Annotated in this window: 27 protein-coding genes; 13 read left to right on the forward strand and 14 right to left on the reverse strand. The window is 35.5% G+C overall.

The window, feature by feature from the left end; all coding sequences use genetic code 11:
* Nucleotides 1-29: 29 nt before the first annotated feature.
* Complete coding sequence (locus HX124_RS09205; protein WP_286382338.1) at nt 30-1013, reverse strand: helix-turn-helix transcriptional regulator; 984 nt, start codon at nt 1011-1013, stop codon at nt 30-32.
* A gap of 280 nt (nt 1014-1293) precedes the next feature.
* On the opposite strand from HX124_RS09205, the gene HX124_RS09210 reads away from it, so the two are divergent.
* The 4 genes from HX124_RS09210 to HX124_RS09225 all read left to right on the forward strand — a co-directional run bounded on the left by HX124_RS09210 (nt 1294) and on the right by HX124_RS09225 (nt 5214).
* Nucleotides 1294-2544, forward strand: a complete 1251-nt coding sequence (locus HX124_RS09210; protein ID WP_286382339.1) for a dienelactone hydrolase family protein — start codon at nt 1294-1296, stop codon at nt 2542-2544.
* A gap of 60 nt (nt 2545-2604) precedes the next feature.
* Nucleotides 2605-3138 carry a flavin reductase family protein gene (locus HX124_RS09215; RefSeq protein ID WP_174492644.1) on the forward strand — a complete coding sequence of 178 codons (534 nt, stop codon included), beginning with the start codon at nt 2605-2607 and terminating at the stop codon, nt 3136-3138.
* A gap of 42 nt (nt 3139-3180) precedes the next feature.
* The gene (locus HX124_RS09220; RefSeq protein ID WP_286382340.1) at nt 3181-4266 is read left to right on the forward strand and encodes an LLM class flavin-dependent oxidoreductase; all 1086 of its coding nucleotides are present in this window, start codon (nt 3181-3183) and stop codon (nt 4264-4266) included.
* Between the two features lie 81 nt (nt 4267-4347).
* Nucleotides 4348-5214: a hypothetical protein gene (locus HX124_RS09225; protein WP_286382341.1), complete on the forward strand. Its 867-nt coding sequence runs from the start codon at nt 4348-4350 to the stop codon at nt 5212-5214.
* Nucleotides 5215-5304: 90 nt separating this feature from the next.
* On the opposite strand, the gene HX124_RS09230 is transcribed toward HX124_RS09225, so the two are convergent.
* A complete protein-coding gene (locus HX124_RS09230) occupies nt 5305-6222 on the reverse strand; it encodes a LysR family transcriptional regulator (protein ID WP_286382342.1) in 918 nt (305 codons plus the stop codon).
* A gap of 136 nt (nt 6223-6358) precedes the next feature.
* Here HX124_RS09230 and HX124_RS09235 point away from each other — a divergent pair, with 136 nt between their 5' ends.
* The 9 genes from HX124_RS09235 to HX124_RS09275 all read left to right on the forward strand — a co-directional run bounded on the left by HX124_RS09235 (nt 6359) and on the right by HX124_RS09275 (nt 13121).
* Nucleotides 6359-7597: an acyl-CoA dehydrogenase family protein gene (locus tag HX124_RS09235; RefSeq protein ID WP_286382343.1), complete on the forward strand. Its 1239-nt coding sequence runs from the start codon at nt 6359-6361 to the stop codon at nt 7595-7597.
* A gap of 479 nt (nt 7598-8076) precedes the next feature.
* Nucleotides 8077-9198 (forward strand): phosphotransferase family protein, encoded by a 1122-nt coding sequence (locus tag HX124_RS09240; RefSeq protein WP_286382344.1) that lies wholly within the window; start codon nt 8077-8079, stop codon nt 9196-9198.
* Nucleotides 9195-9893, forward strand: a complete 699-nt coding sequence (locus tag HX124_RS09245; RefSeq protein ID WP_286382345.1) for a histidine phosphatase family protein — start codon at nt 9195-9197, stop codon at nt 9891-9893. Before HX124_RS09240 ends, HX124_RS09245 begins: the two co-directional genes overlap by 4 nt.
* Before the next feature lie 55 nt (nt 9894-9948).
* On the forward strand, nt 9949-10692 hold the full coding sequence (locus HX124_RS09250; RefSeq protein ID WP_286382346.1) for an SDR family oxidoreductase: 744 nt from the start codon (nt 9949-9951) through the stop codon (nt 10690-10692).
* Nucleotides 10693-10752: 60 nt separating this feature from the next.
* Complete coding sequence (locus HX124_RS09255; protein ID WP_286382347.1) at nt 10753-11493, forward strand: SGNH/GDSL hydrolase family protein; 741 nt, start codon at nt 10753-10755, stop codon at nt 11491-11493.
* A 17-nt stretch (nt 11494-11510) separates the two neighbouring features.
* Nucleotides 11511-11687 carry a hypothetical protein gene (locus tag HX124_RS09260; protein ID WP_286382348.1) on the forward strand — a complete coding sequence of 59 codons (177 nt, stop codon included), beginning with the start codon at nt 11511-11513 and terminating at the stop codon, nt 11685-11687.
* A gap of 8 nt (nt 11688-11695) precedes the next feature.
* Nucleotides 11696-11977 carry a hypothetical protein gene (locus tag HX124_RS09265; RefSeq protein WP_286382349.1) on the forward strand — a complete coding sequence of 94 codons (282 nt, stop codon included), beginning with the start codon at nt 11696-11698 and terminating at the stop codon, nt 11975-11977.
* A 44-nt stretch (nt 11978-12021) separates the two neighbouring features.
* Complete coding sequence (locus HX124_RS09270) at nt 12022-12618, forward strand: uracil-DNA glycosylase family protein (protein ID WP_286382559.1); 597 nt, start codon at nt 12022-12024, stop codon at nt 12616-12618.
* A 323-nt stretch (nt 12619-12941) separates the two neighbouring features.
* A complete protein-coding gene (locus tag HX124_RS09275; RefSeq protein ID WP_286382350.1) occupies nt 12942-13121 on the forward strand; it encodes a hypothetical protein in 180 nt (59 codons plus the stop codon).
* 146 nt (nt 13122-13267) lie between these two features.
* Here HX124_RS09275 and HX124_RS09280 read toward each other — a convergent pair whose 3' ends face one another.
* From HX124_RS09280 to nirD, 12 genes are all read right to left on the reverse strand, one after another.
* Nucleotides 13268-13741, reverse strand: a complete 474-nt coding sequence (locus tag HX124_RS09280) for a hypothetical protein (RefSeq protein WP_286382351.1) — start codon at nt 13739-13741, stop codon at nt 13268-13270.
* A gap of 20 nt (nt 13742-13761) precedes the next feature.
* A complete protein-coding gene (locus HX124_RS09285) occupies nt 13762-13971 on the reverse strand; it encodes a hypothetical protein (protein ID WP_286382352.1) in 210 nt (69 codons plus the stop codon).
* A gap of 212 nt (nt 13972-14183) precedes the next feature.
* Nucleotides 14184-15239, reverse strand: a complete 1056-nt coding sequence (locus HX124_RS09290) for a zonular occludens toxin domain-containing protein (protein WP_272363510.1) — start codon at nt 15237-15239, stop codon at nt 14184-14186.
* 73 nt (nt 15240-15312) lie between these two features.
* Nucleotides 15313-15594 carry a DUF2523 family protein gene (locus HX124_RS09295; protein ID WP_286382353.1) on the reverse strand — a complete coding sequence of 94 codons (282 nt, stop codon included), beginning with the start codon at nt 15592-15594 and terminating at the stop codon, nt 15313-15315.
* Between the two features lie 2 nt (nt 15595-15596).
* Complete coding sequence (locus HX124_RS09300; RefSeq protein WP_286382354.1) at nt 15597-16871, reverse strand: virulence factor TspB C-terminal domain-related protein; 1275 nt, start codon at nt 16869-16871, stop codon at nt 15597-15599.
* A gap of 67 nt (nt 16872-16938) precedes the next feature.
* Entirely contained in the window at nt 16939-17169 is a 231-nt protein-coding gene (locus HX124_RS09305) for a major capsid protein (protein ID WP_286382355.1), read from the reverse strand.
* Nucleotides 17170-17173: 4 nt separating this feature from the next.
* Entirely contained in the window at nt 17174-17365 is a 192-nt protein-coding gene (locus HX124_RS09310) for a hypothetical protein (protein ID WP_286382356.1), read from the reverse strand.
* A gap of 117 nt (nt 17366-17482) precedes the next feature.
* Nucleotides 17483-17782 (reverse strand): hypothetical protein, encoded by a 300-nt coding sequence (locus HX124_RS09315; protein ID WP_286382357.1) that lies wholly within the window; start codon nt 17780-17782, stop codon nt 17483-17485.
* Nucleotides 17772-18989 carry a replication initiation factor domain-containing protein gene (locus HX124_RS09320; RefSeq protein ID WP_286382358.1) on the reverse strand — a complete coding sequence of 406 codons (1218 nt, stop codon included), beginning with the start codon at nt 18987-18989 and terminating at the stop codon, nt 17772-17774. Before HX124_RS09320 ends, HX124_RS09315 begins: the two co-directional genes overlap by 11 nt.
* A gap of 117 nt (nt 18990-19106) precedes the next feature.
* Nucleotides 19107-19697 (reverse strand): lysozyme, encoded by a 591-nt coding sequence (locus tag HX124_RS09325; RefSeq protein WP_286382359.1) that lies wholly within the window; start codon nt 19695-19697, stop codon nt 19107-19109.
* A gap of 181 nt (nt 19698-19878) precedes the next feature.
* Complete coding sequence (locus HX124_RS09330) at nt 19879-22674, reverse strand: nitrate reductase (protein WP_286382360.1); 2796 nt, start codon at nt 22672-22674, stop codon at nt 19879-19881.
* Between the two features lie 289 nt (nt 22675-22963).
* Nucleotides 22964-24586 carry a nitrite reductase small subunit NirD gene (nirD, locus tag HX124_RS09335; protein WP_286382361.1) on the reverse strand — a complete coding sequence of 541 codons (1623 nt, stop codon included), beginning with the start codon at nt 24584-24586 and terminating at the stop codon, nt 22964-22966.
* Between the last annotated feature and the right edge of the window lie 5 nt (nt 24587-24591).

Raw genomic sequence — 24591 nt, forward strand, 5'->3', positions numbered from 1 at the left:
GGTTTTTATACTCCCTATTTTAATGACTTTTATTTTCTTTTAATTGTATTACTTGGACTTTCTCCAAAACGCTTTTTATATTCTACAGAAAATCGACCTAAGTGTGAAATTCCCCACTTTAAGGCAATATTGGTAATATTTGCATCTTTATTCGACTTTAATAATTCATTATAAATACACTGTAAACGGTAATATCGAATATAAGACTGTAATGTAATATTTAATTTTTTCTTAAAAATTCTTGCTAATATTTTACGAGAAATACCTGTGATACTTTCAAGGTCATCAATATCAATTGGATCACAAATATTGTGGTGAATATAATCTAAAGCAATTTTAAAATACTCTGGATCTTGATCAGAATATTTTTTATAAATTTCATGTGAGTAGTTGTGAGGTTGAGCTAATAATAAAGATTTTATGATGATGTGTTCTAAGTCTGAGCGTATTTCATGAAAAAGTGGATTAAAATGGTTTTGATGCTCAGATGACATGAAAGTTTCGACTAAATTCCACCAGCTTGAAACTTTGTCATTATCACCAAACATAGTATTTTCAAAGTAAATCGGTTCTAAAATAGGTTTGGATATAATATTTGATAAAGTATTTTCTAACAAAGGTTTTGATATTGAAGTAAAGGATTGAATACAGTCTTTTTCTAAAAAAATTTCAAATTTTTCATTGGGCGAAACAATAGCTGCATCATTTTGAGTTGCATGAAAGGTATGTCGATCTTTCTTAAAAATAGGTGTGCCAGATTTTGGTCGAGTAATACAATAATAATGCATGTTATCGTGTTGATTTGTTTTGAATATTAAATCTTTACCGTACACTAACTCTCCTGTAATGATTGAGTTATATTGTTTACCTTTAAACTTAAAATCTAGAGGTTGCTTAATTGCAGTATCTATCAGTTCATGTGGACCAATGATCTGATTTAAGCAGTCATTGGCATCTTTAAATGAATGCGTGTTTGAGATAATAATACGAGGAAGATAATTAATATGATCCATTTTCATTTTCCAATGCAATTTTTAGAATATTTAAAGCAATAAATATTCCGTAATTTTTGTTTTGAAAATAATTCAAAAATATTTAAATATCACTTTTGAATGTAAGTCTATCCTTAGACTTTTGATTGGTATCATTTGTATATAAATATCGACATAAATACAAGCTTAATTTCTTGCAATATTTTTTAGCATAATAAAACTGGATAAATCTATATCAAAAACTGGATAGTCAATTTTTTATAAAATTTGCATGATCTTGTCATATCAACGGAGAATACACATGACAAGTACATATGTAACTATTCAAAATGGAACAGAATCATTTCAAGCATATCTTGCTGTACCTGAAGCAGGTAAAGGACCAGGAATCGTGTTATGCCAAGAAATCTTTGGTATTAATGATGCATTGCGTGAAAAAGCTAATTTTTTAGCTGAAGAAGGTTATACCGTTTTGGTACCAGATTTATATTGGCGTTTAGAAGAAAATGTTGATTTGGCATATAGTCAGGAAGATTTTCAAAAAGCTTTTCAGCTCTACCAACAATTCGATGAAAATCTTGGTGTACAGGATATTCAACAGACTATAGAACACTTAAAGACACTTCAGGAGTGTGATACTTCTGTAGGGATGAGCGTTGTAGGGTACTGTTTAGGTGGAAAACTGGCTTATTTATCTGCATGCCGTATTCCTGAGCTAGCATGCGTGGTTGGCTATTATGGTGTGGGTATTGAAAATAACTTAGATGAAGCTAAAAATATTCAAGCTAAATTAGTCTTACATTTTGCTGAATTAGATGAATTTTGTCCTGCTAACGCACGTGAAAAAATTATTAATACATTAGCCCCTATTCCAAAAGCTGAAACCTATATTTATACAGGGGTTGATCATGCTTTTGCTCGACCTAAAAGTGATCATTATCATAAATCTAGTGCATTGATTGCACATGAACGTAGTATTACTGTTCTTAGAAAAATTGTAGGACCTGACTACGATCTAGAAGCACTTTGGGAAAATCATATCAAGTTTGAATTTGAAACACGTGATGTGCCTGCAACAATGGCAACGATGGTGGCTGAACCTTATGTAAACCATATTCCAACATTGACAGGTGGCGTAGGTTATAAACAGTTATCTCGTTTTTATCGTTATCATTTTATTCATAATAATCCAAAAGATATGAAACTTACCCCGATTTCTAGAACGGTTGGTATGACTCAAGTAGTCGATGAATTTATCATGAGTTTTACCCATGATGAAGAAATTGATTGGCTCATTCCTGGTATCGCACCTACAGGAAAATATGTCGAAATTCCAATGCTTGGTGTGATTAAGTTTCGTGGTCCAAAACTTTGTCATGAGCATATTTATTGGGATCAAGCGAGCTTATTGGTACAAATTGGCAAATTAGATCCAACAGGATTACCTATTGCTGGAGTTGAAACAGCACGAAAGTTATTAGATGAAAGTTTGGCTTCAAATACCTTAATGCCCACTTGGTCGAGTAGTGAAGATAGACCTATTACACCTTAAAAATAGAAAATCTCAAATCACATAGTTATCAAATATTTAAATTTAATCGTAGAGGGAATCATGATTGAACAAGAGAATAATGTACTTTCAGTAGCAGATGTAGATAAGCGTGTATTAAGAACGTGGTTAGGACAATATGCAACAGGTGTAACAATTGTCACGACACTGAATGAGCAGGGGCAAAAAGTTGGGATGACAGCAAACTCTTTTTCTTCAGTGTCTTTAGACCCACCTTTGATTTTGTGGAGTATTGCCAAAACGGCAAGTAATGTTGCAGATTTTTGTAAATGTAAACGTTTTGCTATCAATATTTTAAATGAAGCACAGCATACGGAGTCAAACCATTTCTCTAAATCATCCACAGACAAATTTTCTAGTCTGAGTTGTGTCAGTGAAATTGAAAACATTCCTGTGATTGATGAAGCTTTGACGACTTTAATTTGTCGAACCTATCAAATTTATGAAGGTGGTGATCACCATATTATTTTAGGTGAAATTGAGCTTTGTAAACATAACGGAGGAAAGCCTTTGTTATTTCATAATGGAAAGTACCATGCAGCAAGCTTGCATCATTCTTATAACGATTGTCGATAAATCAAATGTTTTTTAATTTTTAAATAAATAGGGAAGTTATCTATGCAACAACATCCATTTTTAGAACGTGATAAATTTTTACTTGGTACATTTGCATCGAATTGTTCAGGTGGCATGACACCTTCAGCGCTAGATGAAACGTGGGATGCGAGTTGGGATAAAAATTTAAAATTAGCACAGTTATTAGATGATGCTGGTATTGATTTTATTTTGCCAATCGCCCGTTTTATTGGTTATGGTGGTCAAAAAGATTTTCAAGGCACGATTTTAGAAACTTTAACATGGACTTCTGCTTTATTGGCATCTACTAAAAACTTAGTGGTCTTTGCGACAGTGCAAGCGGCTGTTAATCATCCTATGGTTGTAGCAAAACAAATTGCGACTATGTCACAAATTGGAAAAGAGCGTGTCGGGTTAAATATTGTGGCAGGCTGGAATAAACCAGAATATGATGCCTTAGGATTAAAATTACCCAATGACCATGAAACACGTTATGGTTATGCACAGGAATGGTTTGATTTTATTGAAAAACTTTGGGAAAGTGACACACCATTTGACTGGAATGGTCAATATTTTCAAACAAAGGGCAGTTATAGTAAGCCTCATCCACATGTAAAACCTCCTATTTTCAATGCTGCAGGTTCTAAACAAGGACGGGATTTTGCAATTAAAAATGCCGATTTCCTATTTACACCAGTATCTGATTTGGCGCGTTCTGGTAGTGAAATTCAAGAATTAAAAGCAGCAGGTCACGATATTGGGCGTAAGACCAATGTGATGACTTTTTCACATGTTATTTGTCGTCCAACCATGCAAGAGGCTCAGGCAGAATGGGATCGTCAACTTGCAAACGAAGATACACAAGCTGTTGATAATTTAATGAATCTTATGTTTGCACATGCTCATAGTTTTCCACATGACATTCGTCAACAATTACGTGATCGTATGGCAGTTGGTCATGGTGGTTACCCATTGGTTGGAACACCTGAAAGTATTGCAGAAAAAATAATCGCATTACATGAAGTTGGGTTCAGTGGTACGACTTTATCATTTTTAAATTACATTGAAGAATTTCCATACTTTAGAGATCAAGTTTTACCACTACTTGAAGCAAAAGGCATTCGTTAATAGAACTGCCGACATTTTTAGATAAATTGTCGGCTTTTTTTAAACTTAATCTGTAGTGAAGATCAATATAGGATGTATTGAATGCTTAAAAATAAGATGAAACTTATATTAAAAATGAATATTGCTATTTGTATATTTTGTGGGATTGTACAAAGCCATGCTGCTGAATGGAGTGATACAGCATTGATATGGAGCTATGGGCAAGAATTTTCAGAACCTTTCAAAAATAGTGCAGATGGTCGTGCAATTGATATTGATAAGCAAATTTTTTCTATTGTGCATAATAGCACTTATAAATATGGTGTAAATTTTGTGCATCTTAATTTGCATCATTCTAATAATGAACCTAATAGCAATGCAGCAGGTAAAGGGGCACAAGAAGCCTATGCAATTTATAGGCATACCTTAGATTTTGGTAAAATATTTCAGAAGGAGCTATATACGGCAGGTGTAACAAAAGGTTATGGCTTAACTTTTGGTTTTGATTGGAATACGAAAAATGATGATTATGGTTCAAATCGTCAAATGTGGGTTGTTGGACCTACAGTGATGTTCGATGTTGTAGGCTATCTTAATTTTAATGTGTTGGCTTTATTTGAAAGCAATCAACCCAATGTGATTGATCACAAATACACATATGATCCCTACATTGCTTTACAAGCTGTATGGGGGATACCTATTGCATCAACAGGTTTAAATTTTGATGGTATTGCCACATGGATGAGTTCAAAAGGTCAAAATGAATTTGGTGATAAAACCAAACCTGAAATTTTTGTTGATGTCGCTCTAATGTATGATTTAAGCAAAGTGTTACATATATCACAAAAATTTAAAGTAGGTGCTGCTTATCAATATTGGGAAAATAAATATGGCAATGATACCAATGGTGCAGCAGGCAAAGGGGCAACAGCGAGTGTACCTATGATTCGAGCAGCCTATCATTTCTAATCATTTTAAGCAGAATACTTTGTAAATGCCATTTTACAAAGTATTAAAGCAATAACAATTAGATGGCATATTAAATTTTTTATAAATAGCCTAAGCAAAAATATTAAATATTTCATTTTTCAAATAATTATGTCTCAAATTTTCATTCAAATCTTTATACCAATACATCCCCATATTTAAAAAAGGCAATTCAATCGGATGTTCATGAATATAAATACTTTGATCAATAATTAAATGCGACAATATTTGTTGTGGAATCGTCAAAACCGCTTCAGGATACTGTAACAACACTTGTAGGGCGGTTGAATAATGCTGACAACGCATAAAGATTTGTCGGCTGAATTGTTTTTTATTTAAATAAATATCTTCCAATAACAAGCCTGTACGGCGTGATGAAACTCCAATATGTGGTGCCTGAAAATATAGATCGCTGTTCATTATAGTTTGCTGGGTACAAATCACAAACTGATCTTGAACCAAAGGATGATACAAAACACGCTCACCATAATTTTGTTCAAGATCAATTACAAAATCAATTTGCTGCGAGGCGAGGTCAGCCACAACATTTTTACGGTCGAGTTTACTGCTGAAAAATTGAATATCCAATTGTTGCTGTTGAAAATGTTGTACCAGTTGCGGAAAAATAATCGGTTCAATTTCATCATGAACCGCAATTTTAAGGGTATGCACCATAGTCGGATCAAAAGATTGTTTTTGTTTGGAAATATTTTGAATGACAAATAAAGCATTTTTGACAGGTGAATAAATCTGCTCAGCAAAAGGCGTTGGCAACATTTTATTGCCTGCACGAACAAATAAATCATCTTGTAAATGTTGTCTAAGTCGTTGTAGGGCATGGCTCGCCGCAGATTGAGTAATACATAAAATCTGTGCTGCCTTGGAAATGCTTTTTTGCTCATAAATGGTCAAAAACAGTGGATATAAATTGATATCCATCTGATGAAAAATTGCCATATCCAAGGTGTTTTTAGAATGAATGCTATTCATAATCTTCTATGGAATTAAATCATTTGGTTCATAATATATTTTCGGTTAAGGTAATGTAAAGCAAGATTGATCACGCAAACATTTCATATTTGACTCGATCAGCATTTTATTTTTATTAAATAATAGGAACAGCAGGATGTTTGAACTTTCAGCACGTGCGCAGGATTTTGTAGAACGCACCAAAGCATTTATAAAAAATGAAATTGAACCCATCGAAACAGAATTTTGGAATGAAGTCCATCACCTTAATCAAGGTGGGGATTGGACCAAATGGCAATGGCCGGCTCAACTTGAAATTTTAAAAAATAAAGCTAAACAAGCAGGGCTTTGGAATATGTTTTTGCCTTGTCCTGAACTCGGTCAGGGACTATCTGTGCAGGAATATGCCCATATCGCAGAACTTTCAGGACGCAGTTTAATTGCACCAACCGTATTTAACTGTAACGCGCCTGACAGTGGCAATATGGAAGTCTTATGGCGTTATGGTTCAGACGCGCAAAAACAACAATGGCTGAAACCTTTACTTGATGGAAAAATCCGTTCTGTTTTTTGTATGACTGAACCTGCGGTGGCATCATCGGATGCGACCAATATGCAAGCAACGGCTGTGGTGGATGGTGATGAAATTGTTCTAAATGGTCGTAAATGGTGGTCTTCAGGTTTAGGCGATCCCAATGCCAAAATCATTATTTTCATGGCACATACTCCTGACGAAACAAAAAGTCGTCATCAACAACACTCGATGGTATTGGTTCCTGTAGATACGCAAGGCGTAACCATTGAGCGTATGCTGCCTGTTTTTGGAGATTACGATGCGCCTCACGGTCACGGCGAAGTCAGTTTTGATAATGTCCGTGTACCTGTATCCAACTTTATTGGCGGTGCGGGACAAGGTTTTGCTATTGCACAAGGGCGCTTAGGACCGGGACGTATTCACCATTGTATGCGTTGTATCGGTGCGGCTGAAAAATCATTGGAACTCATGATAGACCGTGGCATGATTCGTCATGCATTTGGCAAAGAAATTTTAAAACTCGGTGGCAATCTCGAACGGGTTGCCGAAGCACGGGTTGCGATTGATCAGGCACGTTTATTGACCTTGTATGCGGCTTATAAAATGGATACTTTAGGGAATATGGCGGCATTGACTGAAATCTCTGCAATTAAAGTCGTTGCGCCATCGGTACTTGAAAAAGTGGTGGATATGGCGATTCAAATTCATGGTGGTGCAGGCGTATCACGTGATACGCCATTGACAGGATTTTTTGCACAGGCTCGTGCTTTACGTTTAGCCGATGGTCCTGATGAAGTGCATAAAGGCATGATTGCCAAACTCGAACTTAAAAAACGTGGTTATGCTTCAAGTAAAAAGTAATGCTGTAACAGAATGGATCTACATAATTGATAGTAGATCCTATCTTTATAAAAGATCATCTATGGATGAAAATTGAGTGGTAAATTGTTTCGACAATGGTTAAGGATACGCGATAACTTCATCCGCAATTGTTTGAGGAACGATATATTTAATTGATAATGGTTTTGCGATGTATTTAATATATTGATGAAAAATGAAGAGTTTTGCGGATGACAATGGTTTTGCCTACTTTTCCCGAAAGAAAAGTAGGTCGAGCCGAAGGCTAATCCTGAAACTAAAATTTTCATGGATAAGATTCCATTGTTAAGTTTAGGATTCTTTTCATTCAATAATGATTATACGTAATATTATGATCAAATTTTACTTATCCATATAGATGACTATGATTAATTTAAATGATTTGAAACACCATTTTCCTATGTAAAGATAGACATAGGAAAATACACACCATTCAAAATTTACAAAATCAGGGAAAAAGCATGTCAGTGATTGATGTTGGTGGAAATGTCCGTGAAGGCGAAGAACTCGATGTCCGTGCAGTGGGTAATTGGCTCATTGAAAATGGTTCTGAAATTTCAGGACCTGTGGAAGTCACACAGTATTCAGGTGGAGCGTCAAATTGGACATATCGTTTGAAATACGAAAATGCCGATTTAATTTTACGTCGTCCACCCAAAGGTACTAAAGCCAAATCTGCACATGACATGGCGCGTGAATATAACGTACAGACTTGGCTTGCACCGTATTATCCTGTTTTGCCTGAAATGGTGGCACTATGTCAGGATGAATCCGTGATTGGCTGTGATTTCTATGTCATGAAACGCATTGAAGGCATTATTCCACGTGCCAAACTGCCACCTGAATTAAAATTTGGTGAAACAGAAGTCCGTGAACTGTGTATCAATGTTTTGGACAAACTGATTGAGTTACATCAAGTTCCATATCAAGGTACGCCACTTGAGCAATTAGGCAAAGGGGATGGATATTGTCGTCGTCAAGTTGAAGGTTGGGACTCTCGTTATGAAAAAGCCCATACCCTCAATGTGCCAAGTTTTAAGTTTGTCCGTAAATGGCTCAATGAAAATATTCCTGCTGATTCAACAAGCTGTTTAATTCATAATGATTGGCGTTTTGATAATGTCATTCTTGACCCTAAAAATCCGACACAAGTTATTGGCGTATTGGATTGGGAAATGGCAACCATTGGCGATCCATTCATGGATTTAGGTGCAGCCTTAGCCTATTGGGTTGAAGACACTGACAATCAGATTTTTAAATCGACCCGTCGCCAACCGACACATTTAAAAGGCATGTTTACCCGTAAAGAAGTGGTTGACTACTATTTGCAGAAAACAGGTTTACAGCCTGAAAATTGGACATTTTATGAAGTGTTCGGTATTTTCCGTTTAGCGGTGATTGCGCAACAGATTTATTATCGTTACTACCATAAACAAACCAATAATCCTGCATTTAAAGATTTTTGGATTGTGATTCATGCCTTACATATCCGTGCGCTGAAATTAATCGGCTTACAAAAACTCGAAGCCAATGAAATTGCACATAAATATATGGAAAAAATGAAGGAAATTTTAGCAAAATGACCACGATTTATTTGGTTCGTCACGGACAAGCATCTTTTGGTGCAGCAAGTTATGACAAACTTTCACCCAATGGCGAGCTACAGGCAAAAGTATTGGGTCAATATTTCAATAAAATTTTGAAAGAAGAGCCCTATGTTGTGGCGGGTTCAATGCAACGCCATCAACAAACGGCGAATTTTGCATTGGCTGAATGTTTTCCTGAAGCCAAGATCGTCACAGACAGTGCTTGGAATGAATTTAATCATCAACAAGTTTTTGCCCAATATGACCCACGTTTTAATGAGCCGCATTTATTACGTGAAGAAGTGGCAAAAGAAGAAAGCCCACGTGCATATTTAGCCAAAATTTTTGAAGGTGCAATTGGACGTTGGACAGGGGGTGACTATCATCATGAATATGATGAATCATGGCCTAATTTTAAAAACCGTGTCGAAACAGCCTTACAAAATTTGTGTGATGAACTCGCTCAAAGCAAGCCACGTTATGCCGTCGTATTTACTTCAGGTGGCGTGGTTTCTGTGGCGGCAGGTAAATTACTCGAACTCAGTCCAAATAAAACCTTTGCTTTGAATTGGGCAATTGCTAATGCAAGTTTAACGACTTTACGTTTGGTGGGTAATGAACCACAGCTCTTGAGTTTAAATGAACATCATTTTATCAAGGCGGAAGATTCGCAATTGCTGACATGGATTTGATATTCATCCATTAAAACAGATTGAAAAAATTAACAGAAATATTCAGGAAGATCTCATGGCAAAAACCATTTTAATCACAGGTGCAAGTTCAGGAATAGGTGCAGGAATGGCACGTGAATTTGCCCAAAAAGGCTATAATTTAGCAGTGTGCGCACGTCGTTTGGAACGCTTGCAAGATTTAAAACAAGAACTCGAATCGAAATACGGTGTAAAAGTCATTGCTAAAGTTTTGGATGTGACCAATTACGAGCAAGTATTCCAAGTATTCCGTGAGTTTAAACAAGACTTTGGCACAATTGACCGTATTATTGTCAATGCGGGTGTAGGCGATGGACGTCGTATAGGCAATGGAAAATTTGAAATTAACCGTGCCACCGTTGAAACCAATTTCATTTCTGCTTTGGCACAATGTGAAGCGGCTGTAGAAATTTTCCGTGAGCAAAAGTTTGGGCATTTGGTGGTAATTTCGTCTATGAGCGCCATTCGTGGTATGCCAAAACATTTGACGGCTTATGGTGCAAGTAAAGCAGCAGTTGCACATTTGGCAGAAGGCATTCGTGCAGAACTGATTGATACCAAAATCAAAGTTTCCACGATTTTCCCAGGATATATCCGTACCGAAATTAATGAAGGTGCGAAAAAATTACCTTTTGAAGTGGATGTTGAAACAGGTTCGCATTTATTGGTCAAAGCCATTGAAAAACAACCTGTTAAAGCGTATGTCCCACAATGGCCGTGGTTACCGCTTGGCTTGGCAATGAAAGTTTTACCGTTGAAAATTGTCAATAAACTTGGTTAAGTGTTTGATAAGACTCGTAAGAGTCTTTTCTATATAAACTCAACCTAAGTATTTAAAATTATGTTAAAACTCAAAATCGTAACACTTACTCTAGTTCCTGCACTACTTATACAAGGCTATAGAGTAAAGAAGAACACGCTACGTTTATCTGAGCCACAGGGAATACGTCAGGGAACAATGGGGAAGGGCAAACCGCTCTCCATATTAATTCTTGGTGATTCTGCTGCGGCAGGTGTAGGTGTTGAACATCAACAGGATGCTTTGCTTGGTTCACTGTTACATGAGTTAAAACAAGATTTTGAAATTAGCTATCAACTTGAAGCAAAAACAGGGGATACGACAGTACAAGTTTTAGAGCGAACACAGCTACTAGAAAAACAACACTTTGATGTTGTCATCAGCTCAGTTGGCGTGAATGACGTGACTAAACTCACTGCACCGAAAAAGTGGATTCAGTTACAACAACAGTTTTATACTGAAATTGAAAATAAGTTTTCACCACAATTAATATTAGTGACATCCGTGCCGCCAATGGACTTATTTCCTGCTTTGCCAAATCCTTTGGGATGGTTATTTGGACAATATTCCAGTGCCATGAATCAGAAATTAGCAAATTTTATTCAAAATAAACCATTACAACAGGAGGCAACACGCTATCAATTAATTCAGTTTGATTTAGCACATTTTAAAGCTTTAAATTTACAAATGGCAAAAGACGGTTTTCATCCAAGTAAAGAAATTTATCAGATTTGGGCAGGTGAGATTGCAAATAAAATAAAAATATTTTCTGAAAATTCATGATTATTTAGGTGAAAAATATGATGAATGAGCAAAATCAACAACTACACATTATTTTTAAAGTGATTCAAGATATTTGGAATAGTCAAAAGAATGTTGTGTTATGTAAACATTTTATCAAAGACCAACAGAAAATGTGTTTGGATCTCTTGCTCATTCGAACGAAATCCACAATTGTTGTCCGTTATATGGGATGATTAACACGATGAATTTTGAAAGTTTTACAGATTTTATTCATACATATCAAAATATAAGTAATGATGAAGCGTCAGAGCAATTTATCAATAGTCATTTATCAGCAATGATGAGTATTCAAGATCATCAACTCGTACTCGATATTCTACATTTTTTAAGTGAAATCTCAGGTGATTGTGAAGGATTTGAACGCTTAATTTCGTTATTAAACCATTTTCAAGTTAAAGGTCTAATTAGTGAACATCAAGCAGAAGAATTTATTCATAATAGTCCATGTAATCGTTGGTTATAGTGCTAAACTTTTATTTTAAAATGTGATTAGTTTTAATGTCTAAAATGTCTGAAGATATAATAATTGAAACCCATCCACTAAAACCATTCCTACCACCCAATGCTAAGCTTTTGATGTTAGGAAGTTTTCCACCACCAAAAATTCGCTGGAAAATGGATTTTTATTATCCAAACTATCAAAATGATATGTGGCGGATTTTTGGATTAATTTTTTTTAATGATAAAGACTATTTTCTAGATTTGCCGAATAAAAACTTTAAAGAACAATTGATTAAAGATTTTTTAAATGACAAAGGCATTGCAATTTTTGACACAGCGTATCAAGTGATTCGTTTAAAAGGCAATGCATCAGACAAATTTTTGCAGATTGAAACACCAACTAACTTAAAATTACTGTTGGATCAAATGCCTGAATGTAACAATATTATGACCACAGGTGATAAAGCCACAGATACTTTGATGTTATCTATGATGGACAGTGCAGAAAAGCCACAGATTGGTCATTCAGTTCAAACTGTATTTGATCGTCGTTCTATAACTTTATATCGTATGCCATCATCTTCACGAGCTTATCCTTTACCATTACAACAAAAAGCTGAAGCATATAAAAAACTATTTCAAGAAATTGGTTTAATTCACTGATCAATAATATTATCAGTAGATAAATCATCTGTATCCTTGGATGATTTATAATGTTTTAAATTTCGCATAATGTATATTATGTTAAATAGGATATCTAAGACTGTAGCCTACGCAATACTGTTTGCAGCTACAGCTCAGCAACGTGAATATCTGCGATTATAATTCACGTTGCTGAGTATCCTAAGTAACATAATATAAGTTATGCCGAAATCAGACAACAAGACTTATGCATCATGTTCATGATTGCATAAGTCTTTTTTGTTGACCCTATCAAAACTGACGGAAAAACTTATAATAAACCACCCCATCTATGAGATTTTTAAATGACTGAATTAAGCGATATCAAAGAATTAAAAGAACTTGAAGATATTTCAGAGGTAAATTCCCTTTTAAATGAAAATTGGGTACTGCTGTCAATTCGAGAACTTGCAGAAAAAAATATTTATGTTGTGGGTCTTAGAAAATGGCCTAGATTTAGTCAGCACATAAATAAAGAAAATTGATCAAAATTTGTATACCTTTTCCCGCATATTATAGGATGCGGGAAAATTCTTGCTCTGTTAATTCTATCAATTAAATTAAAAAATAGTGTCGCAAGTTTCGACTAACCAACTTCAACTCTTCGAGATTGAATTTGTTTAGCCGACTGCTACAAGACATTATATCTTCCATTAGCAAATTGTAGGTATCTTCCTGATTGGAATGAACCTTTATATTCCTCTTCATATTTTTCTAAAAGATGATGATATTGCGTTAATAGTTTTTTACGTTTGACAGGATCATCGCCTTTAGCACCATTTTGAGGTAATTGATAAATCTTATCCAAAACTCTGAAAAGTTCTATCTCATCTCTAGTCTTACCATAAAAATCTGAAACAACACTAACACCGTATTTATTAATTGTTTGATTAACAATATTTTTAACAAATTCATGTGCTTGTATTGAGTCATCAGACTCGGTAATTAATATCGCATTTTGAATATCTAATAGAGCTTGATTTTTTTCAATTTCATATAAATCTTCATCAATTATCTGTTTTAATTGATAAATTTCACGCAAATTTAAATCTGCATAATTTTCTACAATTTTCTTTAAATTTGGTGATAAATGATCATTGTCCATAAAAAATCCTTATATATCAGTTACATTTTATCTATATGATGATCTAGCTTGATAAAGAAAATTTTTAATTTATCAATGTCATCATGATTGTTAATTGGTACTGATTGAAGATAACTCAAGTAGTTTTCTAAAGAATCCCGAATAAATTCATAATCTTTTTTACTCAATGAGCCAATATTTCTATTATATGAAACTGTTCTCCAAACAGGATTTTGTTTTCTAAAATTCATTATATTGACCAAAATTCAGTTGCCTAAAAGTGAGGTAATACGCCAAATTGAGGTAACAAAAAAAGCGTAAACTTTTAGGCAAGTTTAAATTATAGAATTAAATTCAATAAATTTCACAATAATATTGATTAAGAGTAATGTCAGTAAAAAAAGAACTAACATCACAGGAACAATTAAACGCATTATCTAGTCCTATATAGACAAAAATTCAGTTATGAATAATTGGGTGCTTTGTAAGAAACCATTGAAGATGAATCAGAAGTTTGATTTTCATGAGAAATTTCATTGTAATGGCTATTTGGCAACCCATCCTTATAAATTTCTCGTTTATACCTTGATGTTTCCATTCGTGAGTTTTTCCTTGAAAGCATTCGACAATCTTCAATTTTCATATTGATAATTTGCCCATAAGAATTTCTTGCATAACAATCATCATTTGTTTCAATAACCATCGCTACCCTCTTATCTTCCTCTTGTTTTAGCTGATCCATTGGGTCACTTTTTTGGGTGAATGAAGAAACAGGTTGTGACTTTACAGGTTCATTTATCTTGGGTTTATCATAAACAATTTCAGTTTCTTCATTCTTATGACCAAATAATGGATCTAACCAAAAAGACCGAGCGACATAAGCAGGAATACAAATAAAAACTATAAAAATAACAAGCAAGTATTTAAGTGGGATACCGCCTTTGTGAGTATCAATCTCTGTAGATGTATAATATTGATAAAGTTGTTTAGGAAACTTCCAAATAGTCTTATTTACAGCATCGTCACGGGTTGATTTCGACACTAATACATGTGCCTCAGGAAACTCATAAATAGTTGCACGTTTCATTTTATAGACACGCCTTAAATATAAATGACAACCAACATCAGCTAGTACATAAGGTGCTAATTTTTTTGGACTTTGTGTTATTAGAAAAATATCAAATCCAAAATGACGATGCATACTTAATGAATATCCAATATCACGGACTTCTTCTAATTTTTCTTTATCTTTAATTAAGTTTTTTTCAGCAAAAGCAGGATGTTCATGTGCTTCATCATAAAATACGGCAATTGGCATCTTAGACATTTCAGGGTTAGAACGCCTAAAGTGATCTAGATCACGCCAATCTTGATTCGTAGGAATAGAAATTACACCAGGTATTTTTAAACCAATAATATTCGTAAAAACAACATAACCCTTGTTTAAATGTTCAAAAATAAGCTCTATAGATTTTAATGTTTTACCACTTCCGGGCGTTGCACTAATTAATGTAAGCATTTCACACCAATATTTATTTTAAATTTAGTTTTTGCTCGATCGGTCAGTCGGTTCCTCTTCCTCCTCGCAAAAACTAAATTTGTCTTGTCACAAGAAGACGCATAGATTTTAAATACATAACCGTTGTAAACGCCCCAAAAAGAATTGAGACATATTTATCAAAGCCAAAAAGACCTAAAATCGAAATTACGGATGGTGCTAAACCTGTTAAGGCATCTCGCATAGAATTTGAAAGACTTGTCATAATTTCGTTTAAGAAATACATAGAAAAAATCCCAACACCTAAAGAACTCAAAACTTTGAATACCAAACTTGCAGCAAAATATGAAAGCAATCTAAGAAGTACACCTGCCATTTTTAGCTCCTAAAGAATCCTGCAAAAATAAATGCAGCATGAAACCAAGCAGCTAAAATCACAAATGGACGAGCATCAGTTGAAAAATTACAAAGTGATGTATAAGGAATATCAATAGTTTTAGAAACTAAACCTAAATCTAGGGAAAATGATGCAGGTGGTGGGCATGATGCATTTAAGCTAAATTGTGGTCCATCAGGTAATGTAGTTTTATCCAACTCTTTAACTTTATAGTTTGGATCATCAGGAATAGCGGAATCATCCTTAAACCAATCTATAAAAGAACAAACAGGTGTCGCCCAATCACAAAAATTAGGAAGTGAAAAACCATTATTGCCCGATGAACTACCTGAATTATCAGGAATAGGTTTAATAGAAGTATCTGTTGAATCTTCTTTTATATTTTTATCTGCAACATCATAATTAGGATTATTTATTAACTCATAATCATCTACAGGTGTAAAAACATCAGTGACACCAACCCAAGTTGGTCTTTGAAAATTTGGAAGATTTCCCATCATATAATCACCCAAATCTTTTTCTGTCATTTCTTTTGTTGGTTGGCTAGTACTGTCTTTTGTTTGAGATGTTGAGACAGACCATTGCACCCTATCTGAAATCCCAGCGTAATAAGTCCCAGTAACATAGTCCGCATGTTGCAGAGAACCATCTTTTAACTTTTGAGGTAAAGTACCTACTGTTTTATCTTTATAAATTGAATTCAAGTAGTCCTGATAGCTGTAGCATAAAATAGGAGATACAGGCGGTGTCGCTTTGTAAGTTGACTCATCAGGGCGATCTCCATAAGTGAAATTACAAGCATCAAATGGTGAGCTGAACCAATTAACAGTATCTAAACTATATTGAGTATCAGATGTTTGTTTAGGGTAGTAAATTTTCCCATCTACTTCATCAATAACAAAACCATCTGATTTAAGTGCAGCAGATACTGCAATAACGCCTAATAATGCTAAATTTCCCCTTGATGCAAAAATACGTCTAAACATAGTTTTGCCAACATTTTGAGAATATGGAACAATATTTGCTCTACCTGCATATTCTCGATACGCACCATTAACCGTTATGCCTTTTCTTGCACGTATTTCTACAGTTTTTGTGCCATTTTCATAAGTTTTTTGAACAGCAGATTCGATACGCCATTTATCTTTATAAAAATCATCTGAAGCGAAAGAAAATTTTGGAATTAGCGCAATAGCAAAGCACCAAAACAAAAGATCATAACGATGAGATAAAGCCAATTGTCTAAGTTTTCCCATGCCATAAAACTACCTATCTAAAAAAGGCACTACACAAAAAATCTATGTAATGCCAAGGTGCAAAATATTAGCGAATTAAAGCGATTACTCGTTTAATAACCCAAACACCTGCTACAACACCGATAATTGCGATACCTACGGTTTGTAAAGTACCTGAACCACCTGAAATAGCAGTCGTTGCCCCTGTTGCTAAATCTCCATCTGCTGCTAAGGCTGAACCTGCTACGAGCATTAATGAAGTACCAACTACAGAGGGAACAAAAGATTTTTTCTTTTGATCAATATTTTTTAGTTCCATAAAATCACCATACATTTAAAAGATTTAAGACACGTTTAATGATAAAAACAACTGCAAAGCAACTAAGAATAGCGATTAATATTTCATCTGCCTGTTGCTTTGTTAAATCAGGCAAAAACGATTTTTGTTCTTGCCACTCTAAGCACGTTTGCAGGCTATTTTCATTTGGTTGTGATAATGTTTTGCAAACATGCATTTGTTAGAGTTCCTTTAACCATCGCATTTTTTAAAATGGATTGGTAAGTATTGATAATGAAAAAGTGATAAGTATTTAGGACATTCAGCGTGATTAAACATTTAGTGAGAATCCCTTTTAACTTTTTTGTTCTAATGCTTTTTCGGGTTGTAAGTCATTTAAAATAGTCACCATAGCTCGACCATTGGAAACTTGTTCAAATTTCCCTTTTGCAGCAAATGGGAATTTAAAGTTTTTAATTTTTTCAAAGTTAAAAGAAGCCCCCCATTTAATTTCCGTACCGACCATACCTGCAAAATTTTCACCACTTGCTAAATCAGCTTGATAATAAATTGTGGTTGAATCGAAAGGACGACCATTAAAATCACCTTTAGATGATTTCGCACCAAGTACAACGATTGTTGATTCATACTGCATTGATAAACTCCTTATAAGCAGAATCATTAACCCCACGAACACCAACAAATAAAGGTAGTTCATCAAGATGGGATGGAATTGGTTGATTAATTCGAATTGACTGAATGACAGCCGTATGTGAAAACTTTAAGCGTTTAGGGATTTCATCTTTTGATGATGAAAGCATTGCTATAAGCTCGTTTGGCTCAATAATTTTGGAAAATTGCCGTATATATTTGCCAAACTGCTCTTTGACTATTTCAATTGCACGATCCCAGTTGATTTGAGACTGTTCTTTGATAATTTCTGTTTTTTCAGGACTAACAAAATCTTTTTCTAATTGCTTTGCAAGCCATTGAAAACATGGATAAGCCCCAATAAAGTATTGGCTTGGACTTAGTAGTATTTCTAAAGGAATGTGACGATCATTTGCTTTAAATTCGACTTCTGCACGACACCAAGGACTAAGTACACTTCCCTCTTTTTTCCCACGTTCATATATTCGAAGATATTTTGAACTTGTACGATCACCTACACAAAATGAGCGACCTTTTCCATTAGGACGTTTCCAATTACCAAACTTGAGAATATTAGGTTGGCGACCACCGCACCAAAAACCACCCTTATCATCCCAATCATCTGCAAAATCAACAGATAAATGCTCCCCTGTAAAATCATCATGGGCTAAATCGACACGATTTAATTTTGGTTTTTTCGCAAATTCTTTTAAAAATTTATAAAGTTGTGTTTCCCAACCTTTTCGTGCAAGAGCACAACCAGTACCATTAATTTGTACTGCAATTCTTCTTGAATTATGACCATAAAGAACCATTCCTAAATTATCTTGAAGTTCATAACTGAACTTATAGAAATGCATCCCTTTTTCACGTTTATTTAATAGACCAAATCCAAATATTTCATATAGATGCTGATCTAACCAATTTTCAACTGCATAGGTTAAGGTTTCTTCTGCTAACTCAGGATCAATTGATGAAAACTCTTTTCCAAGTGTGTCTTGATCAAAACTAAACGTCACCCAATCAAGTGAAGCTATAGAATATTCATCACATGGCACAGAATGAAGTACAGGTACTGCCCCATCCTCTGTGACAACCATTTTTAAATTATCAAGCTTTCTAGGAAAGGTGAATTCATCACAAGCAAGTCTAGGATCGAATTTCGTTAACCCCATATTATCCAATTCGGTGGTGGTGGTGAGGATCCCCATTGATTATTCATAATTTTTACTCTTTAAATATTTAGCCATTCTGAAGTCGCATAACTTCATTTTATGTTAAATAGAATGTCTAAGACTGTAGCCTGCACATATAAACTCAAAGAATTTTTAAGACAAAAATTTTGCTTTTTCAATCGCTCTACGATTCACTAAACCTTGTACAGTCTTTCCACCTGATTTAATCCATACATCAAATTGATCACTCGCAGATTTAAAATCAACAGCATTTAAATATTTTAACAATGTTGAATTCTGAAATGCTGAAATTCCAATGTTATAGGTTAAAGACACTAAGGCATCAAATTGATTTTGATTTACTGAAATTTGAACTGCTCTAGCAACTGCTTTTTCAAAACGTTGTAAATCATGTTGCATAAATTCTTGTGCTTGCTTGAGTGTGCATTGGTCATTTTGTGAAACTCGCTGACCGTTTGGATAAATGGTCGTTCCATAACCAATAGTCCAAATATTTGCACTGTCTAAATAAGCCTCGAGACTTAAACCCTCAAAATTACAAATTAACTCGACACCTGCTGGGCTAATATGTGAAATTTTATCCTGAGCAAAGCCAATATTATTTGCGTCATTATCATCTATTGCGGTTGCAATATCTGTTTGATATTTTGATTGATTTTTCTTTAATTCATTTAAAAGTGTATGTGTTACAGCAGAAATTAATTTAGACCAAAATGAATTCATAAGGTGAAAACTCAAAAATATCAATTCAATAAATTTTAAACATGAATACTGAACATATATAGTATGCTTTGGTTCCAATATATTTTATTGTATATGTTGATATGACTATAGTTATAAAATGATAGCCGTGATGTCGAGAAAGACTAAATCATCACTTAATCTTTCCCATTTTTTCAACTGATTATAAAATAGACGATGTATCTTCCAGTTGACACGCTTTAATCAAACCACGAATTTCAGGTAAACACGAACCACAGTTACCACCTGCTTTAAGACAAGCTGTGACTTGCTTTTCATTGGTCATATTTTTTTCTTTAATGGTTTCTATAATCCGATTTTTACCGACTTTAAAACAACTGCATACCAAAGCACCTTCATTATTGCCCATTGACATGGCTTGACCTGCAAGCAAGGCTTTACGATGCATTGCACTCAAGCGCTTACGTTTAAATAAACTCGCCACCCAATCCCGATCAGGCAACAAAGCTTTGGGCGCAATATACAAGCTTGCGATCAATTGACCATTTTGCAGCACCACACTATGACTGATCTGTGCAGTTTGATCTTCAAGGTTCAGCCATTCAAAACTTTCATCTTCAAAAGGTAAAAGTTGTTTTAAATGTTCTGTGGTTTGAGTAAAACGACGACGATCAGCCAATTCATAACGCACCGCTTTTGCCGTTTGAATCTTTGTCCACCACACAGCATTTTCAATTGGACTTTTGACAATATGCTCAAAACCTTTGCGTACATAAAACACACCTTGCCATTGCGTGTAAAATGGCTGAATCATCACAGGTGTATGTTTAAACTCAGGTTCTCCTGAAATCGCGTCCACTACAGGATTGACTACTTTACCTATACGCGCATCTGAAGCAAATTGATCATTCCAATGAATTGGCGCGAAAATCTGTCCACGACGAATATTATCGCTGACCACTGTACGTAATACACAATTACCCCATGCCGATTTAATCTCAACCAACTCGCCCTCTTTCAAACCATATTTTAAAGCATCATCCGGATGAATTTCACAATATGGCTCTGCTTTATGTGTACTCAAATTTGCCGACAAACCCGTTCGTGTCATGGTATGCCATTGGTCACGAATCCGCCCTGTATTTAAAATTAAGGGATATTCAGAATTGGTTGAATACATCGGATCTATAGCAGCAGTGGCAATAAATTTTGCCTTAGCATCCGCATGGCTAAATTGTCCATTTGCAAACAGTTGTGCATAGTCCGTATTTGATTGATTTTTTTGAAGAATGGGCCATTGCACAGGCTCAAGTTCGTTATATTCGGACAATGAAAGTTCAGTTAGACCTTGTAAATTGAAATATCGAAAATTTTTAACATCATCCCGTTTGGAGATTTCCGCATTCTGATAAGTAGATAATTGCGCATGTTCTTTAAAAATCTCATGGCTATTTTCAAAATCAAAACCTGAAAATCCCATTTTTTTTGCCACTTGAGCAACTGCCCACCAATCTGCTTTGGCTTGTGCAGGTGCGTCTAAAAAAGCCCGTTGTCTTGAAATACGGCGTTCCGAGTTAGTCACTGTGCCGTCTTTTTCACCCCAACCGAGTGCAGGCAATAAGACATTGGCATATTGTGTGGTATCCGTATCTTGGCAAATATCTGAAATTACAACAAATTCACATTTGTCTAAAGCACGTTTGACCTGATCTGCATTAGGTAAACTCACCACAGGATTAGTTGCCATAATCCAAATGGCTTTAATTTTGCCACTTTCAACGGCTTCAAAAAGATCTACTGCTTTTAACCCAACTTTCGTGGCAATACTTGGACTTTTCCAAAAGCTTTGCACAAGTTGTTGATGTTGCAAATTATCCAAATCCATATGCGCAGCAAGCATATTGGCTAGTCCGCCAACTTCACGCCCTCCCATCGCATTCGGTTGCCCTGTCATGGAAAATGGTGCAGCACCCAACTTGCCTATTTTCCCTGTGAATAAATGACAATTAATAATGCTATTGGCTTTATCGACACCACGAGAAGATTGATTGACCCCCATGGAAAATAGCGTCATGACTTTTTCTGTTTGGGCGAATTTTTCAAAGAATAATTGTAATTTTTCAAGTGAAATCCCTGTTTTTAAGGCAACATTTTTAATGTCTGATTCAGCTTGTGAACTGTCCAATAACGCATCTAAACCTTGTGTATGCGCTTGAATAAACTCGCTGTCAGCATGACCATGTTGATGTAAGTATTGTACTAATCCATTAAAAAGAGAAACATCCTGACCGATCAAAATCGGTAAATGTAAATCCGCAGCTTCACAAGTTGCAGTAAAACGCGGGTCAATCACCACCACAAATAAATCACGCTTTTCCTTGGCTTGCATAATCCGTTGATACAACACAGGATGACACCAAGCGGTATTTGAACCCACTAAAACCACCATGTCAGTGTGTTCAAAATCATCATAACTCGCAGGAACCAAGTCTTCTCCAAAAGCACGTTTATGCGCTGCAACGGCAGAGGACATACACAGTCTTGAATTGGTATCAATGTTTGCTGTACCCAAATAACCTTTGACAAATTTATTCACCACATAATAGTCTTCGGTGAGCAATTGCCCTGATACATAAAATGCGATGCTGTCACGACCATATAGGTCTATACATTGTTGAAATTTATTAGCAATTAAATCTGTTGCAGTATCCCAATCTGTAACTTGTCGTTGATTTACAGTATTTCGCCCAAGCATGGGATGTAAAACACGAGTTTCTAAACCTACTGTATCTGCTAAATTACTGCCTTTAATACATAACTTGCCGTAATTTGATGGATGATTAACATCACCTGTTACAGACACTTTTTGCCCAAGCACTGTTTTTTCAACTGTTGCAGTCACCCCACACCCCACACCACAGTAAGGGCACGTGGTTTGGGTGGTCGTCGTTTTATTTTCTGTGGAGCTATGCAGTTCCATTACAGGGATATTATTCATTTTCTGCTGTGCTCCTGTTAAATCGTTCAAAACGGTGTCTTTTCTACTATGTTTATATTTCTAGCTTAACCTTCGGTTCGACCTACTTTTCTTACGGGAAAATCTATTCCGTCTATATCGCAAACTATTCACAGAAACATTAATTTTCAGAAGTAGTCTTGTCTCGGGCAGTTGTGAATGACGTTTTCGTGTATCAAATTTACTATTAGAAAATCTATCCCCCTCCTTTCAGGAGGGGTTAGGGGAGGTAGTTTAATTAAAGCGATTTCTCATCTAAGTTAAAAAAACATCACCCTGCCTTCTTCAAAGCAAAATCCTTACCAAACAGCAATTTATTACGAATCGAAGAAATAGAGGTTTGATCAGAAATCAACTCGGCATACCAAGTACCATCTTCAGTATCACCAAACAACACCGCACCAATCACCTTATCTTTTTGAATAATAATTCGTTTATAAATCTGACGTTTTTCATCATTCAACACGATGTCTTCAAACTCTTCATCAGTATTCTTTTCAAGATCAATTCTGCCTGCTGAAAACACATCACAGCCACTGACTTTTAACTGTGTCGGAACAGTTGGTGCTTTAAAGGTCAGACTGCCATGCTCCGCCAAATGCGATGCGCAAATAAATGCTTGCCCCCACAATGGTTCAACCAAACCAAATGTTTGCTGACGATGCTCAATACATTCACCGACTGCATAAATACTTGGGTCATAGGTTTGCATGGTGTCATTGACCAACACACCTCGGTTACAACGTAAACCTGCGCTTTGTGCCAAAGCCATATTTGGACGAATACCGACTGCAAAGACCACCAAATCCGCTTCAAGAATATTGCCATCTTTAAGTCGAACATAAGTCACATGACCATTTTCACCCATCAATTCTTCAGTATTAGCTTCTGTGATGATTGAAATACCCTTTTGCTCAATACTATGGCGTAGCATTTGGCTCGCTTTACCATCGAGTTGACGTTCCATAATGCGATCCATCAAATGCAAAACCGTGACATTCATACCACGTTGTTTTAGACCATAAGCGGCTTCTAAACCTAAAAGACCACCACCAATCACCACCGCATTTTGTTTAGACTGACAATAATCGAGCATTTTATTGACATCATAAATATCACGAAAACTGATTACACCGTCCAAATCTGCACCCTTAACAGGTGGCACAAATGGTTTCGAACCTGTGGCTAAAATCAGTCGGTCATAATCGACCATTAAACCTTTTTCGGTATAAATCTGCTTACGTGGACGGTCAATGCGTACCGCAGCATCACCTGCAATAAAACGAATATTTTTATCGCTATACCATGCATGCGGATGCAGCATAATGTCTTCAATGGTTTTATCACCCGATAACACAGGTGATAACATAATACGGTTATAGTTGCCCCACGGCTCTTCACCAATCACCGTCACCTCATAACGTTCAGGTGCCATATCAAGTAAGTCTTCGAGACAACGCATACCTGCCAAACCATTGCCAATTAACACCAACTTCATTTTTTCCTGTGAAGTGCCGTTATTGGTAATATAAGTTTTTTGTGGTGTCGGGCTAATCATCACTCGACCATTTTCAATTTTGCTCGGAAAAACCAACAGTTTTTGCTCTTTGTCCTCCAAACAACGCCCTGTCGCTAAACTAAAATGCTGTTTGTAAATAGGAGATGCGATTACTCGTTCGCCTTGCACATCGCCAATAATGCCACGAGCCATCACAAAAGCTTTGCTAAATGGGTCTTGGTTACTGAGTGCATAAACACGCTTTTCAGAACCCACACGGAAAATGGCAATTTGTTGATTTTCAATCAACGCGCCAACACCTGTATTTGCGGTAATGTCTTCTAATGCACAAATATCAATCCAATCTAAATCATTCATTTCTTTTAAAATTGTCATCTTAT

It is taken from the genome of Acinetobacter sp. 226-1, from assembly GCF_030329325.1.
In the GTDB taxonomy this organism is placed as follows: domain Bacteria; phylum Pseudomonadota; class Gammaproteobacteria; order Pseudomonadales; family Moraxellaceae; genus Acinetobacter; species Acinetobacter sichuanensis.